Annotated in this window: 15 protein-coding genes and 1 pseudogene; all 16 read left to right on the top strand. The window is 33.5% G+C overall.

From position 1 onward, the window contains the following. Positions 1-301 precede the first annotated feature (301 nt). The 16 genes and pseudogenes from gmk to carB all read left to right on the top strand — a co-directional run bounded on the left by gmk (position 302) and on the right by carB (position 17,812). On the top strand, positions 302-910 hold the full coding sequence (gene gmk / locus E4T68_RS06365) for a guanylate kinase (protein ID WP_135125240.1): 609 nt from the start codon (positions 302-304) through the stop codon (positions 908-910). Positions 911-926: 16 nt separating this feature from the next. Continuing rightward, on the top strand, positions 927-1,142 hold the full coding sequence (gene rpoZ / locus E4T68_RS06360; RefSeq protein ID WP_135125238.1) for a DNA-directed RNA polymerase subunit omega: 216 nt from the start codon (positions 927-929) through the stop codon (positions 1,140-1,142). Between the two features lie 219 nt (positions 1,143-1,361). Continuing rightward, positions 1,362-2,672, top strand: coding sequence for a GTPase ObgE (obgE, locus tag E4T68_RS06355; RefSeq protein ID WP_167753847.1), 1,311 nt, complete (start codon positions 1,362-1,364; stop codon positions 2,670-2,672). A 29-nt stretch (positions 2,673-2,701) separates the two neighbouring features. Further along, entirely contained in the window at positions 2,702-3,631 is a 930-nt protein-coding gene (rnz, locus tag E4T68_RS06350) for a ribonuclease Z (RefSeq protein ID WP_135125236.1), read from the top strand. A gap of 123 nt (positions 3,632-3,754) precedes the next feature. Further along, entirely contained in the window at positions 3,755-4,522 is a 768-nt protein-coding gene (locus E4T68_RS06345) for an SDR family oxidoreductase (protein WP_167753846.1), read from the top strand. 23 nt (positions 4,523-4,545) lie between these two features. Then, positions 4,546-5,622, top strand: a complete 1,077-nt coding sequence (locus tag E4T68_RS06340) for a YdcF family protein (protein ID WP_135125232.1) — start codon at positions 4,546-4,548, stop codon at positions 5,620-5,622. Positions 5,623-5,683: 61 nt separating this feature from the next. Continuing rightward, on the top strand, positions 5,684-6,133 hold the full coding sequence (locus E4T68_RS06335) for a hypothetical protein (protein ID WP_135125230.1): 450 nt from the start codon (positions 5,684-5,686) through the stop codon (positions 6,131-6,133). A gap of 304 nt (positions 6,134-6,437) precedes the next feature. Next, the gene (locus E4T68_RS06330) at positions 6,438-7,358 is read left to right on the top strand and encodes a peptidase U32 family protein (RefSeq protein ID WP_135125228.1); all 921 of its coding nucleotides are present in this window, start codon (positions 6,438-6,440) and stop codon (positions 7,356-7,358) included. A 10-nt stretch (positions 7,359-7,368) separates the two neighbouring features. Continuing rightward, positions 7,369-8,637, top strand: a complete 1,269-nt coding sequence (locus E4T68_RS06325) for a U32 family peptidase (RefSeq protein WP_135125226.1) — start codon at positions 7,369-7,371, stop codon at positions 8,635-8,637. Next, complete coding sequence (locus E4T68_RS06320) at positions 8,615-10,027, top strand: SLC13 family permease (RefSeq protein ID WP_135125224.1); 1,413 nt, start codon at positions 8,615-8,617, stop codon at positions 10,025-10,027. Before E4T68_RS06325 ends, E4T68_RS06320 begins: the two co-directional genes overlap by 23 nt. 12 nt (positions 10,028-10,039) lie before the next feature. After that, positions 10,040-10,276, top strand: a pseudogene (locus E4T68_RS09775) (chorismate mutase); the annotation flags it as partial. A 66-nt stretch (positions 10,277-10,342) separates the two neighbouring features. Beyond that, on the top strand, positions 10,343-11,026 hold the full coding sequence (locus E4T68_RS06315) for an O-methyltransferase (protein WP_228099264.1): 684 nt from the start codon (positions 10,343-10,345) through the stop codon (positions 11,024-11,026). A 353-nt stretch (positions 11,027-11,379) separates the two neighbouring features. Then, positions 11,380-12,273: an aspartate carbamoyltransferase catalytic subunit gene (locus E4T68_RS06310; RefSeq protein WP_209305060.1), complete on the top strand. Its 894-nt coding sequence runs from the start codon at positions 11,380-11,382 to the stop codon at positions 12,271-12,273. A gap of 11 nt (positions 12,274-12,284) precedes the next feature. Next, a complete protein-coding gene (locus E4T68_RS06305; RefSeq protein WP_135125222.1) occupies positions 12,285-13,583 on the top strand; it encodes a dihydroorotase in 1,299 nt (432 codons plus the stop codon). Continuing rightward, positions 13,565-14,638 (top strand): glutamine-hydrolyzing carbamoyl-phosphate synthase small subunit, encoded by a 1,074-nt coding sequence (gene carA, locus E4T68_RS06300; protein ID WP_135125220.1) that lies wholly within the window; start codon positions 13,565-13,567, stop codon positions 14,636-14,638. The genes E4T68_RS06305 and carA overlap by 19 nt, the downstream gene beginning before the upstream one ends. Then, a complete protein-coding gene (gene carB, locus E4T68_RS06295; protein WP_135125218.1) occupies positions 14,639-17,812 on the top strand; it encodes a carbamoyl-phosphate synthase large subunit in 3,174 nt (1,057 codons plus the stop codon). Positions 17,813-18,043: the final 231 nt, after the last annotated feature.

The raw sequence follows: 18,043 nt of genomic DNA, 5'->3' as shown, positions 1-18,043 counted from the left end.
TGAAATAGTATAGCCCTCGTTTAATAATATTTCAATTTGACTTCTTTCTTTATCACTTAAGTGTTTATAGTGTCGTTTTGTGGTATAATGTACTTCAGACATGAAAATCTTCCTATCTATTTGGTTTAGCAACTTTAGTATAGCTGATTTTCATGTTTTTTTGTTTATTTTTATTTGTTGCACTTCATTTTACAACACGGGTAATAAAAATTATTTTTTAAAATATACAGAAATATATTTATTTCAATGCTTTTTTATGATATATTATAAAGAACGCTAAGGAATGATGGAGTTAGATAATATGGAGAAAAGAGGATTGTTAATTGTTTTATCCGGACCTTCAGGAGTAGGTAAAGGAACGGTAAGACAAGCAATTTTTGAAAAAGAAAATTTAAGTCATGAACTTGTTTATTCAATTTCAGCAACAACGCGCACGTGTCGTGACGGTGAACAAGACGGAAGAGATTATTTTTTCAAAACACGACAAGAATTTGAACAAATGATTAAGCATGGACAGATGTTAGAATATGCTGAATATGTTGGGAATTATTATGGAACACCTATTGACTATGTTGAAGAAATGCTTTCTAAAGGAAAAGACGTCTTTTTAGAAATCGAAGTAAATGGTGCTATACAAGTGAGAAGTCGTATGCCTGAAGGAATTTTTATTTTTTTAACACCACCTGATTTACAAGAATTAGAGCGTCGTTTAATTGGTCGTGGAACAGATGATACACCAGTGATTGAGAAACGCATTCAAAAGGCTAAGGAAGAATTGGCTTTAATGAAACATTATGATTATGCTGTGGTCAATGATGATGTAGATACTGCTGTAGATAAAATCATGTCCATTATACATAGCGAACATTTGAAAGTGACACGTGTTTTAGACGAATGGAATCGCGGATAATAAGGAGGAAAATAAAATGATGTTATATCCATCTATTGATAAATTATTACAAAAAATTGATTCAAAATATTCACTAGTAATTTTATCTAGTAAAAGAGCACATGAACTACACCATCAAGCTGAACCAGCTATTGACTCATTTGAATCTTATAAAAATGTTGGTCGTGCCTTAGAGGAAATCGTTTCAGGCGAAATTATTATTGATCCTTTAACAAGTCCAGAAGAAGTATAGAAACAAACGTCTCTGGTCACAGGTGTGACAGTTCAGAGGCGTTTTTCACTTTGAAAAGATGTAAAATACTAAGTATAAATAGTGTGCATGCTCCTTATTAAGAGAAATCATACATAATAAATAGTTGATATTATCTAGTGTTTAAGATAATCTGTAAATAAATGAGTAGCACTATAATCTATGATGCACATAATAGAACATAAAGAAAGGAGAAAAGAAATGTCAATGTTTTTAGACTACGCTAAAGTTAGTGTCAAAGCTGGTAAAGGTGGAGATGGTATGGTTGCGTTTAGACGTGAAAAGTATGTACCTGACGGTGGACCAGCCGGGGGAGATGGCGGTCAAGGAGGAAGTGTCATTTTTAAGGTAGACGAAGGTTTACGTACATTAATGGATTTTAAATACAATCGTTTATTCAAAGGAAAAAATGGAGAAAACGGTATGAGTAAAAGTATGTTTGGAAGAGGAGCTAAAGATACATACGTTAGTGTACCAGCAGGAACAATTGTCAGAAATGCGCAAACAAATGAACTAATTGCCGATATGACCCAAAAAGATCAAGAAGTAGTCATTGCAAGAGGAGGAAGGGGAGGAAGAGGAAATAAGCGGTTTGCAACGCATAAAAATCCAGCTCCTGAAATTGCAGAAAATGGTGAACCTGGAGAGGAATTAGACGTTATTTTAGAATTGAAAGTTTTAGCAGACGTTGGATTAGTTGGGTTTCCGTCTGTTGGAAAATCAACGTTACTCTCTGTTGTAAGTAGTGCTAAACCTAAAATTGCAGAATATCATTTTACAACAATTGTTCCTAATTTAGGCATGGTTAATGTTCCACATTCATCTGAGCAATTTGTTATGGCTGATTTGCCAGGATTAATTGAGGGAGCAAGTCAAGGTGTTGGCTTAGGTATTCAATTTTTAAAACATATTGAACGTACACGTATTATTTTACATGTGGTTGATATGGCGGCTATTGAAGGGCGTAATCCTTACGAAGATTTTAAAAAGATTAATTATGAATTGGAAAGCTATCAATTACGCTTATTAGAACGTCCAATGATTATTGTAGCTAATAAGATGGATATGCCCAAATCTAGTGAAAATTTAGTAGAATTTAAACGCTGCTTAGCTAAAGATTATGGTGAACACGCACCTGAAATTATTGAAATATCTGCATGGCAATCTAAAGGATTGGAACAATTATTAGTTAGAACCGCTCAATTACTAGAACAAACAGACACATTTGCTTTATTTGAAGAAGAGCATGCTCCAGAAACGACTAAATTATATACATTAGAAGAAGAGAGCATGGAATTTACGATTTCAAGAGATGCTGATACCACTTGGGTATTGCGTGGAGAAAAATTAGAGAAATTGTTTAATATGACTAATTTTGCTCATGATGAAAGTATTATGCGTTTTGCAAGACAATTGAGAAGTATGGGTGTTGATAATGCACTAAGGGAGAAAGGTGCAAAACATGGAGATTTAGTGAGAATTAAAGAGTTTGAATTTGAATTTGTAGATTAGTCCAATGATACATAGAAAAGAGGGCATGTATGCAGTTACAATTTTTAGGTACTGGTGCAGGAATACCTGCTAAGCATAGAAATGTTTCATCAATTGCATTAAAAATGCTAGATGAACGAAATGAAATTTGGTTGTTTGACTGTGGAGAGGCCACACAACATACCATTTTGCACACATCTATTCGTCCAAGAAAAATTACTAAAATTTTTATCACACATCTGCATGGTGATCATATTTTTGGCTTGCCGGGTTTTTTAAGCAGTCGAGCATTTCAAGGTGGAGAGGAGCCACTAACAATTTTTGGTCCAGTTGGGATTAAAGAATACGTTCAAACTGCTTTAAGAATATCCCATAGTCATTTAAAATATGCTTTGCATATTGTAGAATTAGCTCAAGAAGGAATTGCTTATCAAGATAAGCAGATAAAAGTTGTGTATCAAACACTAAAACATGGTATACAATCTTATGGCTATAAAGTGATTGAATCAGACCTTGATGGAGAATTACAAGCAGATAAACTAAAGGACTTAGGTATTCCTAGTGGACCAATTTATGGACAATTGAAAAAAGGGGAGCAAGTGACTTTGGAGGACGGACGAATAATTAATGGATTAGATTTTGTAGGACCGTCTAGGAAAGGACGACAAGTGGTTATTTTTGGAGATACACGTTATTTTGCTCAGCATGCCGAGTTTTGTAAGTATGCCAATGTTTTAGTTCATGAAGCAACTTTTGGACGTGGAGAAGAACAAATGGCATATCATTATTTTCATTCAACATGTACGCAAGCAGCAGAAATTGCAAAGTTTGCACAAGTGTCACAACTATACTTAACACATATTAGCTCACGTTATTTAGCACATGATGCTAAACAACTTGAAAAAGATGCTCAAAAAGTGTTTAGTGCAACACAAATTGCTCATGATTTATTAGAAGTTGACATTCCATTTCATGACTAATTTGACTTGTTCACGAATATAAACGCAATCTATTTGATAATGCTTTTCTTAGTCAAAAGATTGCGTTTATTTTTAGTATAAAATAAATACAAAAGAAAGTGAGGTATAATCATGCACAACCAAGTGAAAACCGTAGTGATTACAGGAGCAAGTGGAGGATTGGGAGAAGCACTTGTTGAACAGTTTGCTAAAGAACATACACGTTTAATTTTAGTAGCAAGACAAGAAGAAAAATTAATGCATTTATGCCAAAAATGGTGTCATTCTTGTAAGGAGATAACCTATTTACTATGTGATTTAGCTTCTTCTAAGGCAAGAGTTGAATTATTAGAGAAGTTAAAACAAGAGAAAATTGATGTGTTTATTCACAATGCAGGCTATGGCTATTATTTTGATGCACATCAATTTCATTACGCAGATGTAGAGAATATGATGCAAGTCAACCTAATAGCACCTATTCATTTGACAAATGCCTTATTGCCAAAATTCTACACTCAACAATCTGGACATATTATTTTTGTAGCCTCTCAAGCAGGAAAAATGACGACACAAAAATCAAGTTTATATTCAGCCACTAAATTTGGACTGCGTGGTTATGCGAATGGTATTCGTTTAGAAGCACATGATAAACATGTTTATGTCACATGTGTCAATCCTGGACCGATTGCTACAAATTTCTTTAAAACAGCAGATAAGACAGGACGCTACGTTAAAGCAATAGGAAAGTATATGTTGCATCCGCAAGATGTTGCCAAACGGATTTATAAGAGTGTAGGCACACCAAAAAGAGAAATTAATATGCCTTATGTTATGGAAATCATGGCAAAATGTTATGTGTTATTTCCAAAATTAGGTGATTATTTAACACGAAGTTTATTTAATAAAAAATAAAAGAAAAAAGAAAGGAGCATGTAATGGAAATATTAGGCATGCAGTTATCAGAATATATTTATGGAATTTTTCTGTGTGTTAGTATGCTATGTTTAGGACTTTATTTGCTTGATCGTACAAGAGTATTGAATGGGTTATTGTTTTTGGTTTGGGTACTAAGTTTAATGTTTACAATATTATTTACAATTTTTCAATTAAATAATCATTTTCTAAATGAAGTCGCTTATTGGACTGCCATTGTGGTGGCAATAAGTGTCATTGGAATCATTATGATAAGTCCATTTTTATTAACGTTTGGATTATTTATTAATGCATGGATTGTTTATAAAAAAGAACAAAGTATCCGATTAGCCAATATGCTAACATTCTTTTTAGGCATAGTATTTTCAATTATTTATATAATTGGATGGGGATTACGTCAGTATACCATTCCAATAGAATTAGACATATTATTAAATTATATTACTATTATACAAACGTATGTGTCATTATATTTTATAAATTTTATTATTAGTGCTTTATTATATAGATTTTATTTTCCAAATTACAAAAAAGACTATTTAATTGTTTTGGGAAGTGGATTAATTGACGGTCATATTGTGCCTCCGTTATTAGCAAGTCGCATTGATAGAGCTATTGCATTTTACAATAAAGCTAGAAAAAGAGGGCATACACCAATAATTATTTTTTCAGGTGGACAAGGAGATGATGAATTATTGTCTGAAGGGGAAGCTATGAAAAAATACGCTTTACATAAAGGTGTAACAGAAGAACATATTTTAGTAGAAGGAAACTCAAAAAACACGTATGAAAATATGTTATTTAGTAAACAACTTATTCAACAAGAATACGCTAAAGTTTTGTTTTTTACGAATAACTTTCATGTGTTCCGTGCCGCTATTTTTGCTAGACGTGCTAAGCTAAACGCTAAAGGAATTGGTTCTAAAACAGCATTGTATTTTCTTCCAAACGCCATTCTTAGAGAATTTATTGCACTTGTTCATCTACATAAGAAGAAGCATATTATTATCTTATCACTTATCACATGCCTTTATTTACTCGGTGCATTTATTAGTTATCGTTATATTTGGTTTAGTTAATATTGTTATTCTTTGCAAACTATTATATAATAAGACTATAACTAAACTGATGAGGTGACTTATGGCAAAAGAAATGAAAGCATTAAAATTTTATTTCCGTAATGGAGAAACATGGACAGTAGATCGTGCATCTATTGGAGATTTATGGATTAAACAAATTACAACAAGTTTTGGACGTATTGGAAATGGAGATTTCCAAAAAATTCATCCGTGTGAATCGTTAAAAATTGAGATTTTACCTGTGGCTGACCATGTGAATACATCTGATATTAACTTAGGTGGATTAGAACAAGGTATGTTTGGACGTGTGAGAACGTATCAAGATATTGAAAAAATGGATATTTTATTTGATACAAATGAAGCAGATACAATTTATTTCCCATATAAAGCACTTGATGTAGATGGTATGGATAATGAATATCAATCTTCTATTGTGGCAAGTAATGGACATTTATACATTGTTGTTGATCCACAAAAACAAGTTAATGATGTTTATCCAGAAGCAAAATAATCCTATAAAAAAACTGATGGCAATGTGTTGTCATCAGTTTTTTGTGTATGCACGTATAGTAATGTGGTTTGATTTGATTATAAATATTTTTGACAAATAGTCATAAGATTGCTAAAATAACACTAATAAATCCCCTAGGTGCAAGGTAGGGCAAAGACATAGCCAACTTGCATGCCTAATTGACTATGTGTTGATTAGGTTTTTTATATTTTAGCAAGGAAATGCTCTTGAATATTATTTCTAAGAGTTCTAATGTCATATTGTATGACATGTTTTAATATGAACAAGAAGAAAGAGGAAATCTATGATAGAAATTATTGCAACTGTAGAATCCATTGAACAAGCTAAACAATTATTGGAAATTGGTGTTGATGTGTTGTATTTTGGAGAAGATACTTTCGGTTTACGATTACCAAAATCTTTTACACGTGATGAACAACGTCAATTATGTGAATTGGCACATCAATATGGCAAAAAAGTTTCTATTGCACTCAATGCTATTTTTCATAATGACGGTATTCGTAAAGTGCCAGAATATTTAACTTTTTTAAAACAGATTCATGCTGATACTGTCACATTAGGAGATCCGGGTGTTGTTCAAATTATGAAAAATAACACTTATCATATCCCATACCGTTATGATGCTCAAGTTGTTGTCACAAGCAGTCGACAAATTAATTTTTGGGCAAAGCGTGGAGCAGTACAAGCAGTTGTGGCTAGAGAAGTTCCAAAAGAATCGCTAGAAATTTTAGCCCAACAATCTCTTATTCCAGTTGAATGTTTAGTGTATGGTGCAACGTGTATTCATCAATCACGTCGTCCTTTATTACAAAATTACTTTAATTATATTAAACAAACTCAACCAATTGGTAAGGATAGAGGGTTTTTCTTATCTGAACCTAAAAAGCCAGAAACACACTATTCTATTTATGAAGATGTCAATGGAACGCATATTTTTGCCAATAATGATGTGCTACTTGCTCAACACTTAGAGGAATTATATAACATGGGGATCTATGTTTGGAAATTAGATGGTTTATTTACGTCTGAACATCAATTTGTTGATATTGCTCATCTTATTGTTGCAGCAAAACAAGACATTATGCAAGGGGCTTGGTCAGTTGAAAAATCTCTTGAATTGGAACATATGATTACTGAAAAACACCCTAAAAACAGAGGATTAGATACAGGATTTTATTTATTTGATCCAAATATTGTAAAATAGGAGTAGACTTATGAAAATATTAAAAAAACCAGAAGTTCTAGCTCCGGCTGGAACTTTAGAAAAATTAAAAACAGCTGTTATTTATGGAGCTGATGCTGTGTTTATTGGTGGAGAGGCATATGGATTAAGAAGTCGTGCTGGAAATTTTGGATACGAACAAATTGCAGAAGGTGTGCAATTTGCTCATGAACGAGGAGCTAAAGTTTATGTTGCTGCAAATATGGTCACACATGAGGGGGACGAAAAAGGAGCAGGAGAATTTTTCCAAACTATTCGTGATTTAGGTGTAGATGCGGTTATTGTATCTGATGTGGCATTAATGGATATTTGTGCAACACATGCTAAAGGATTACCTATCCATTTATCAACACAAGCCTCAGCAGCAAACTATGAAAATCTTAATTTTTGGAAAGACGAAGGACTAGAACGTGTAGTATTAGCACGTGAAGTATCCATGGAAGAAATTTTTGAGATGCAAAAACATGTTGATGTAGAAATTGAAGCATTTATCCATGGTGCAATGTGTATTTCGTATTCTGGACGTTGTGTGCTTTCTAATCACATGGCACACAGAGATGCTAATCGAGGAGGCTGCTGCCAATCGTGTCGTTGGAAATACGGATTGTACGATAGTGATGTAAATGGACAAGCAAATCTGATTACCAAAGGTGAACAAGATACAGATATTGAGCCTTTCTCAATGAGTGCAGTAGATATGAGCATGATCCATCATATTCCTGATTTAGTTAATGCCGGTGTAGACAGTTTAAAAATAGAAGGACGAATGAAATCTATTCATTACGTTTCAACAGTTTGTAATGTTTATCGTGCTGCAGTAGATAGTTATTGTCAAGATCCAGAACATTATGAATTAAAACAGGAGTGGATTGATGAATTATGGAAAGCTGCACAAAGAGAACTTGCTACAGGATTTTATTATCATATTCCTAGTGAGAATGAGCAACTTTTTGGACCTAGACGTCGTATTCCTGCATATAGTTTTGTAGGGCAAGTGCTAGATTATGATGACACAACGCAAATAGCAACTATCCAACAACGCAATCATTTTAAAGTAGGCGATAAAATTGAGTTTTATGGACCGGGAATGCGTCATTTTGAACAAGTTTTAGAAGATTTATGGGACGAGGATAACAATCGTATAGAGGTTGCACCAAATGCTATGATGATTTGTAAAATGAAAGTAAATTATCCTGTTAAGCCAATGGATATGATTCGTAAAGAAAAAGAGGTAGAACATGCAACAAAAGAACATACTTAAACCGTTTATCACTTTGCTATCACTGTCTCTTATTGTTATTGCTTGGTGTAATCAATTATATTCGTGGCGATTATTTGACGTTGCTCCGTCTGCTTTTTTTACACTTAGCATTTTTGTTACAAGCGTATTATTATGGTTATTTGTGGCAATTGATTGGACAAGTTTATTGACACTTCTTTTGCTGAGTTTAGTTCCTGAATTGTCTTTAACAAAAGTATTTCAATCTTCTTTTGGTCATCAGACATTTATTTTTCTACTGTTAACATTCATTGTCACTTATGCATTAAATCAAACTCCTTTTTTAAAACGGATTACGCATAAGTTATTGATGAATTCCTTAGCCCAACATAGCCCATTTCACTTTTTAGTGTGTTTTTTGAGTGCGGTGCTTTTCCTAAGTGCTTTTTTATCGCCGACTATTACATTTATGTTTCTTTTTCCTTTATATGAAGAATTAATGATTCAATTTGGTTGGCAAAAAGGCGATAAAAAAGCATCATACATCCTAATAGCCATGTTTTCTACAATTGCACTTGGAACAGCTATGACACCTATTAACCATGTGTTTTCAGTTACGGCAATGTCAATTTATCAAGAAGCTACTCAAACGCATATTTCGTCCACTCAATATATGGCAATGGCGATTCCTACTGGATTGATTATTTTTTGTGCTTTATTAGTCAGTTTAAAACGATTGAAACTAACATACACGGGCAATATTACATTACAAGCTCTTGATCATCTGCCTAAAGTATCCAAACAAGAAAAATGGATAGTATCTATTTTTGTCATGATGATTGTTTTATGGATTGCTCCAGAATTATTATCTCAAATGAAAATAGATTTAGCCTTGCCTCCTTTATTGGCTACCATTATATTATCAAGTGTCAAAGTAGACGGAAAACCACTTGTTCATTTGCAAAAAGCAATTAGCAAAGGAGTGCATTGGCAAAGTCTATTTCTTGTAGGTGCTACACTATCGTTGGGTAGTGCATTATCTAATGCAAAAGTTGGTGTTATTACTTTAGTGGAGCAAGTCTTTTCACCAATTTTCAATCATATTTCTCCACTAATGCTGATTGCTTGTTTTATCGTATGGGCAGGTCTTCAAACAAATTTTACGTCTAATTTAGTTACAGTATCCTTTGTCACAACGCTTTTAACGACTGTACATGTACCTCATGTACATTTTGCAGTCCTAGCTTGTTTAATGGGATTTATGTCTTCTTTTGCTGTCATGAGTGCTCCAGCAATGCCGTATGTTGCTATATCTATCGGGAGTGAGTGGACAAATACAAAAGATTGTTTAAAATATGGTGGGTTATTATTGCTATTAACAATACTAGCTGCTATTTTAATTGCCTATCCACTAGGCACATTATTTATGTAAGAGAGGGAATGTATGTTGGAGGAACAACGAAATAAAATTGATGCTATTGACAAAGAAATTGTCCGTCTTTTTGAAGAACGAATGCAAGTTGTTGGTGAAGTTGCACAATTTAAACAAAAGCACCAGTTACCTATTTTTGATGCTACAAGAGAAAAAGCCGTTTATCAAAAAGTAACGTCTTATTTGAAAGACAACAGTTTAAAAGAGGCTTTGGAAGATGTTTATCGTGAGTTTATGCGTGTATCTAAGGAGTATCAAAAAACATTATTGTCACGTTCTGACTGGGAAAAATCTACTGACATCAAACGAAACGAAATGATGGATAGACCTATTATTCAACAAAATGTTTTAGATTATTTACGAACAAAACAACGCCGTTTTAGTGGAGAATTAGCACGTATTCAACAAGAAGCAAATACTAAACGTGTCCCAATTATTCCACATGAAACAGCACTTTTCCTTGACTTTTTATTGAGTAAGATAAAACCAAAACATATTCTTGAAATAGGAACAGCAGTTGGTTTTTCTGCGTTATTAATGGCACAACATTTGCAAGAAAATGGTACTCTACAAACGATTGATAGATTTGATGTGATGATAGCTAAAGCAAAAGAGCATTTTCAGCAAAGTGGACGCACAAATATTACTTTATTAGAAGGAGATGCAGAACATATTTTACCAACACTACCATTTTCTTATTATGATGTGATTTTTATGGATAGTGCAAAAGCAAAATATTATACGTTTTTACCTCAGTGTATTAGTTTGTTAAAAAAAGGTGGACTACTCATTGTAGACGATGTCTTTCAAGCAGGTACAATTTTTAATGAGGAACATACCATTCCAAAACGCACACGGAAAATACATCGTGAACTGAATAAGTTTATGGCACTCATCAATCAGCATCCTAATCTAATCACAACAACTTTACCATTAGGTGATGGCATAGTGATTATTGAAAAACGTGATGAATTAGTTCAAATAGATAATATGGAATAAACAGAATACAGTATTTCCTTTTTGGCTCATCAACTAAATATTATGTAAAGAAATTCTTGATTATTTCTAATGATATATCTCATCTTTTTATAGTTTATAGTTGCCAAGCAATAAAAAATAAAGTATAATGCTAAGTAATTAAATAGACCTTTTAATTATTGTCCAGAGAGGCAAGCAAAGGTATCAATAAAAATAAATTTATGGTTTATAGTACACATTAATTGTTTACTATACCTTAGCGTGTTATTGAGCACAGCCTTTGCATACGCAAAGGCTGTTTTTGTATAACTTGATGTACAAATATAAAGGAATATTTAAGTGATAACGAAGATAATCGTAAAGGAGATTAAACCATGGTAAAACATTTAACAAGTATGGAAGAATTAAATGCAGCAGAAATTTTAAGTTTAGTTAAACGTGCTCTGTCACTAAAAAATGGAGAAACATACAATGTTGGAAAAACGCTGTATGCTTCAAATCTATTTTTTGAAAATTCAACACGCACAAAAGTAAGTTTTGAAGTGGCAGAACGAGAAATTGGTTTACAAGTTGTTCCATTTGAAACATCAACATCATCTGTACAAAAAGGAGAAAGTTTATACGATACATGTAAAACATTGGAAAAAATTGGCATTAATGTGTTAGTTATTCGCCATTTCCAAAATGAGTATTATCGTTCTTTATCACAGCTAAATATTCCAGTTATTAATGGAGGAGATGGCTCTGGTCAACATCCGTCACAATGTTTATTGGACTTAATGAGTATCTATGAGCATTTTGGAAAAATAGAAGGATTAAAAATTTTAATTGCAGGAGATATTAGAAATTCAAGAGTAGCAAAAAGTAATGCTGTGGCACTAAAAAAATTAGGTGCACATGTTGTATTTGCTGCACCAGAAGTGTGGCAAGATACACAATTAGGAGAATATGTATCCATTGATGAGGTTATTCAAGATATTGATGTGTGTATGTTATTACGTGTGCAGCATGAAAGACATGATCAAGCAGATACACAAAGTTTTTCAAAAGAAACATATCATTGCCAATATGGATTGACTGTTGAACGATACAATCGTCTAAAAGAAAATAGTATTGTCATGCATCCTGCACCGGTTAACCGTGATGTAGAGATTGCTGATTGTTTAGTTGAAGCAGAAAAATCTATTATTTTTGAACAAATGAAAAATGGTATGTATATGCGTCAGGCTATTTTAGAGTGGATTTTAAAAGAAAATAATATTGTATAGTGGAGAATATCATGACAATTTTAATTAAAAATGGACAGGTAATGTTAGAACAAGGGTTAGTACAACGTGACGTTCTCATCAAAGAAGATAAAATTGTGAACATTGCACCACATATTGAGCAAATAGAATGTGATACAGTGGTCATTGATGCAAGTCATAAAGTCATTTTACCAGGATTTATTGATGTTCACGTGCATTGGAGAGAACCTGGATTTGAATATAAAGAAACAATTAAAACAGGCTCAACGGCAGCTGCAAGAGGTGGATTTACAACTGCAATGCCTATGCCAAACTTGAACCCAGTACCAGATACAAAAGAAAATTTACAAAAACAGTTAAATATTATTGCTCAAGACTCTCTTATTCGTGCCATTCCGTATGGCGCCATTACAAAGGGCGAATTAGGGGAAGATTTGGCTGATTTTAGTGATTTGGCTGAATTAGGGTGTTTTGCATTTACAGATGATGGACGTGGTGTTCAAAGTGCAGGCATGATGTATGAAGCTATGCAACAAGCATCTAAACTAGGAAAGGCTGTTGTGGCACATTGTGAAGATAACTCGTTAATTTTAGGTGGGTGTATGCACGAAGGAAAACGTAGTCATCAACTTGGTTTACAAGGTATTCCGTCTGTGTGTGAATCTGTTCAAATTGCACGAGATATTTTATTGGCAGAAGCAGCAAACTGTCACTATCATGTTTGCCATGTGTCAACAAAAGAATCTGTTCGTTTAGTTCGAGATGCCAAAAGAGCAGGAATACATGTAACCTGTGAAGTATGCCCACATCATTTATTATGCAATGACATGGACATTACAGAAAATCATGGCAATTGGAAAATGAATCCACCACTTAGAGATTTTAGCGATCAAAAAGCATTAATTGAAGGATTAGAGGACGGCACAATTGACATGATTGCTACAGATCATGCTCCACATACTTTGGAAGAAAAAAATTGTTGCATGTCAAAAGCTGCATTTGGCATTGTAGGATGCGAAACAGCTTTTGCACAATTATATACGGCATTTGTGAAAACAGGACGCTGGAGTTTAAAACAATTAGTAGATTGGATGAGCATTAAACCTGCGCAAGTATTTCAGCTGCCTTATGGAAAGTTAGCCATTCAATCATGTGCAGATTTAACTATTGTTGATTTAGAAAAAGAAACAGTTATTGATATTGATACATTTAAGTCTAAAGGAAAAAATACACCATTCCATAAACGTGTCGTATACGGTATGCCGGAATTAACGATTTCAAGAGGAAAAATTGCTTATCAGGAGGAAAGTGCATGTTTACAAAACAATTAGTATTACAAGACGGCACAATTTATAAAGGCTATGCCTTTGGTGCAGAAACAATTAGTGGTGGAGAAGTTGTGTTTAACACCGCTATGACTGGATACCAAGAAACATTGTCGGATCCTTCTTATAATGGACAAATTGTAACGTTTACGTATCCCTTAATAGGCAATTATGGCATTAATCGAGATGACTTTGAAACAATCAATCCAAGTATTAAGGGAATGATTGTGCGTGAATTATGCCATCAACCTTCAAATTTTAGAACACATGCCACATTAGATGAAACCTTAAAAGTATTGAATATACCGGGAATATCTGGAATTGATACACGTAGCTTAACGCGTAAAATTAGACAATACGGTGTATTAAAAGGGTATATTTTAAATATGACTGATAATGTTGATGAGTATATACAAAAACTGCAATCTACAGAATTTCCAACTAATCAAATTGAACAAGTATCTACAAAGACACAATATTTATCTGCTGGTCGAGGAAATCGTGTCGTACTAATAGATTTAGGCATGAAATCAGGAATTTTAAGAGAATTAAACGCAAGAGATTGTGATATTGTCATTGTTCCTCATGATACAAGTGCAAAGGCTATTTTAAACTTAAATCCTGATGGTGTAATGATTAGTAATGGACCTGGAGATCCAGTCGATGTTCCTGAAACTATTCAAACAATCAAAGAATTAATTGGAAAAGTGCCTATTTTTGGCATTTGTATGGGGCATCAATTAATTGGGTTAGCATGCGGAGCTAAAACATATAAATTGAAATTTGGACATCGTGGAGCAAATCATCCTGTAAAAAATATTTTAACAGGAAAAGTAGATTTGACTTCGCAAAATCATGGATATAGTGTAGATATTGACTCATTAGAGAATACTGATTTATTATTGACACACGTTGCTGTTAATGATGGAACGTGTGAAGGGCTTCATCACAAAAAATATCCTGTTTTTTCTGTACAATATCATCCAGAAGCATGCCCTGGCCCACATGATCCTAATTATTTATTTGACCAATTTATAACGTATATGCAGGAGGCAAAATAAATGCCAAAAAGAACAGATATTCACTCAATTTTAGTGATTGGTTCTGGACCAATTATTATAGGACAAGCTGCAGAATTTGATTATGCAGGAACACAAGCGTGTATAGCATTAAAAGAAGAAGGATACAGAGTTATTTTAGTCAATTCAAATCCAGCAACGATTATGACAGATACACAAATTGCTGATAAAGTGTACATTGAACCACTAACTTTAGAATTTTTAACGCGTATTATTCGTAAAGAAAAGCCAGATGCCATTCTGCCTACTTTAGGAGGACAAATTGGATTAAATATGGCAATTGAATTGCATGAAGCAGGTGTTTTGGAAGAGTGCCATGTTAAACTATTAGGAACACAACTATCGTCCATTCAACAGGCTGAAGATAGAGAATTGTTTAGAAGTTTAATGTATGAATTAGGTGAACCAGTTCCTGAGTCAGAGATTGTACATACCCTAAATCAAGCGCAAGATTTTGTCAATAAAATTGGGTATCCCGTCATTGTTCGTCCTGCCTTTACAATGGGAGGTACTGGAGGAGGTATCTGCTATAATGACGATGATTTAGCAATAATTGTTGAAAATGGATTGCACTATTCTCCAGTCACTCAATGCTTAATTGAAAAATCTATTGCAGGGTATAAAGAAATTGAATATGAAGTGATGCGAGATGCAAATGATACAGCTATTGTTGTATGTAATATGGAAAATATTGACCCTGTTGGCATCCATACTGGAGATTCTATTGTTGTTGCTCCTAGTCAAACATTAAGCGATAGAGAATATCACATGCTAAGAGATGTATCGTTAAAAATTATTCGAGCATTAAAAATTGAAGGTGGGTGTAATGTGCAAATTGCTTTGGATCCTCATTCATTTCATTACTACATCATCGAAGTCAATCCTAGAGTATCTCGCTCTAGTGCATTAGCTTCTAAAGCAACAGGGTATCCTATTGCTAAACTAGCAGCTAAAATTGCCGTTGGATTGCACTTAGATGAAATGTTAAATCCGGTAACACAAACAAGTTATGCTTGTTTTGAACCTGCTATTGATTATGTTGTGACTAAAATTCCTCGTTTTCCATTTGATAAATTTGAGCATGGCAATCGCCAATTAGGTACACAAATGAAAGCGACTGGAGAAGTTATGGCAATTGGTCGAACTTATGAAGAATCGCTACTAAAAGCTATTCGTTCTTTAGAATATGGTGTTCATCATTTAGGGCTGCCAAATGGAGAAGAATTTGAACTTGATTATATTTTAGAGCAAATCAAACTGGCAAGTGATGAAAGATTATTTTTTATTGGAGAAGCATTAAGACGTGGAATTACAGTAGAACATATTCATGAGTTAACTAAAATTGATAGGTTCTTTTTACATAAAATGCATCATATCATTGATATTGAACATCAATTAAAAGATCACGTGTTTGATATTGATTATCTACATTTGGCTAAACGGTATGGATTTTCAGATAAAATTATCGCACATCGCTGGGCAAGCAGTGAAAAAGATATTTATCAATTACGCCAAAAACATCGTATTTTACCAGTATTTAAAACAGTAGATACTTGTGCTGCTGAGTTTGAGTCAAGTACACCATATTTTTACTCCACGTATGAAATGGAAAATGAATCTATTGTTTCAGATAAACCAAAAGTGATTGTTTTAGGAAGTGGTCCTATTCGAATTGGCCAAGGGGTTGAATTTGATTATGCAACAGTACATGCTGTTTGGGCAATTAAAGAATGTGGATATGAGGCGATTATTATCAATAATAATCCTGAAACAGTGTCAACAGATTTTTCTATCTCGGATAAATTATATTTTGAGCCGTTAACAGAAGAAGATGTTATGGCAATTATTAATTTAGAAAAACCAATTGGTGTAGTTGTCCAATTTGGTGGACAAACAGCTATCAATTTAGCTGATAAATTGGCTAGTCACGGAGTTACTATTTTAGGAACAGCCTTAGAAGAAATTGACAATGCTGAAAATCGTGATAAATTTGAACAATTATTACAAAGACTAAATATTCCTCAACCTCTTGGAAAAACTGCCCACGATGTTGATACGGCACTACAAAATGCAAAAGAGATTGGATATCCAGTATTAGTTAGACCATCTTATGTATTGGGAGGTCGAGCAATGGAAATCGTTTATAATGAAGATGAATTGCGTGTATATATGCAAGAAGCCGTTAAAGCAAGTCCAGAGCATCCTATTTTAACAGATCGCTATTTAGTTGGAAAAGAAATTGAAGTTGATGCAATATGTGATGGGAAAACAGTTGTTATTCCAGGTATTATGGAGCATATTGAACGTGCTGGAGTACATTCTGGAGACTCTATAGCTGTGTATCCACCACAGACATTAACAGAAAATCAAATCCATACATTGATAGATTACACAATACGTTTGGCTAAAGGATTAAACATTGTTGGTTTAATCAATATTCAATATGTAATTAGTCAAGATGATGTATTTGTTTTAGAAGTAAATCCACGTGCATCACGTACTGTTCCATTTTTAAGTAAAATTACAAATGTTCCAATGGCTAATTTAGCAATGAAAGCAGTTTTGGGACAGTTTTTAACAGATTTAGGTTATACAGATGGTTTAGTACCATTTAAACAAGGTGTATTTGTTAAAGCTCCAGTTTTTAGTTTCCAAAAATTAAAAGATGTAGACACAACATTAGGGCCTGAAATGAAATCTACTGGAGAAGTCATGGGAAAAGACTTAACTTTAGAAAAAGCATTATATAAAGGTCTAAACGCTGCTGGTATGACCATTAAAAATCAAGGCACATTATTGTTAACAGTATCTGATAAAGATAAGGATGAAGCCTACAAATTAGCTAGACGCTTCCATAAGATTGGATACACTATAAAAGCTACTCAAGGCACTGCTAGTTACCTAAATGAGCATAATATTCCAAGTGATACAGTTGGAAAAATTGGAGATCACTACAGCGTTCTTGATGCAATTAATCGTGGAGATGTTCATCTTGTCATTAATACGACAACTAGAGGAAAAGCAAGTCAAAGAGATGGATTTAAAATTAGACGTGAAGCAGTTGAAAATGGTATTCCGTGTCTAACATCACTAGATACAACAGAAGCACTCTTAAAAGTTTTAGAATCCATGTCATTTGAAATAGAAAATATGTAGTGTGGAATTAACTCAATACACTATCATAATAGGCATAGTAGCTAACAGATAATGGCACAATAAATCGTGTTGGTGGACAAAAAAGTTCACCAACACGATTATTTTGGTTCTATGTCAAATAGGGTTGATGAGACTGTTATGCACTTAAGTGTATAACAGTCTTTTCATCACTAGAAAACAATTTTAGCATTAACAAAATACGTGCTCTAAAATAAGTAAATGACCGATAGC

Origin of the sequence: Granulicatella sp. WM01, from assembly GCF_004570605.1 — a bacterium.
GTDB lineage: Bacteria > Bacillota > Bacilli > Lactobacillales > Aerococcaceae > WM01.
The sequence above is the reverse complement of the archived record's forward strand: the minus strand, read 5'-3'. Positions and strand labels throughout refer to the sequence as shown.

Coding starts and splice junctions, on each gene's coding strand:
- E4T68_RS06325 (WP_135125226.1), top strand. CDS start 7,369: ATGAAAATATTAAAAAAACCAGAAGTTCTAGCTCCGGCTGGAACTTTA.
- carA (WP_135125220.1), top strand. CDS start 13,565: ATGTTTACAAAACAATTAGTATTACAAGACGGCACAATTTATAAAGGC.
- E4T68_RS06305 (WP_135125222.1), top strand. CDS start 12,285: ATGACAATTTTAATTAAAAATGGACAGGTAATGTTAGAACAAGGGTTA.
- carB (WP_135125218.1), top strand. CDS start 14,639: ATGCCAAAAAGAACAGATATTCACTCAATTTTAGTGATTGGTTCTGGA.
- E4T68_RS06335 (WP_135125230.1), top strand. CDS start 5,684: ATGGCAAAAGAAATGAAAGCATTAAAATTTTATTTCCGTAATGGAGAA.
- E4T68_RS06315 (WP_228099264.1), top strand. CDS start 10,343: ATGATGGATAGACCTATTATTCAACAAAATGTTTTAGATTATTTACGA.
- rnz (WP_135125236.1), top strand. CDS start 2,702: ATGCAGTTACAATTTTTAGGTACTGGTGCAGGAATACCTGCTAAGCAT.
- gmk (WP_135125240.1), top strand. CDS start 302: ATGGAGAAAAGAGGATTGTTAATTGTTTTATCCGGACCTTCAGGAGTA.
- E4T68_RS06310 (WP_209305060.1), top strand. CDS start 11,380: ATGGTAAAACATTTAACAAGTATGGAAGAATTAAATGCAGCAGAAATT.
- E4T68_RS06320 (WP_135125224.1), top strand. CDS start 8,615: ATGCAACAAAAGAACATACTTAAACCGTTTATCACTTTGCTATCACTG.
- E4T68_RS06330 (WP_135125228.1), top strand. CDS start 6,438: ATGATAGAAATTATTGCAACTGTAGAATCCATTGAACAAGCTAAACAA.
- E4T68_RS06340 (WP_135125232.1), top strand. CDS start 4,546: ATGGAAATATTAGGCATGCAGTTATCAGAATATATTTATGGAATTTTT.
- obgE (WP_167753847.1), top strand. CDS start 1,362: ATGTCAATGTTTTTAGACTACGCTAAAGTTAGTGTCAAAGCTGGTAAA.
- rpoZ (WP_135125238.1), top strand. CDS start 927: ATGATGTTATATCCATCTATTGATAAATTATTACAAAAAATTGATTCA.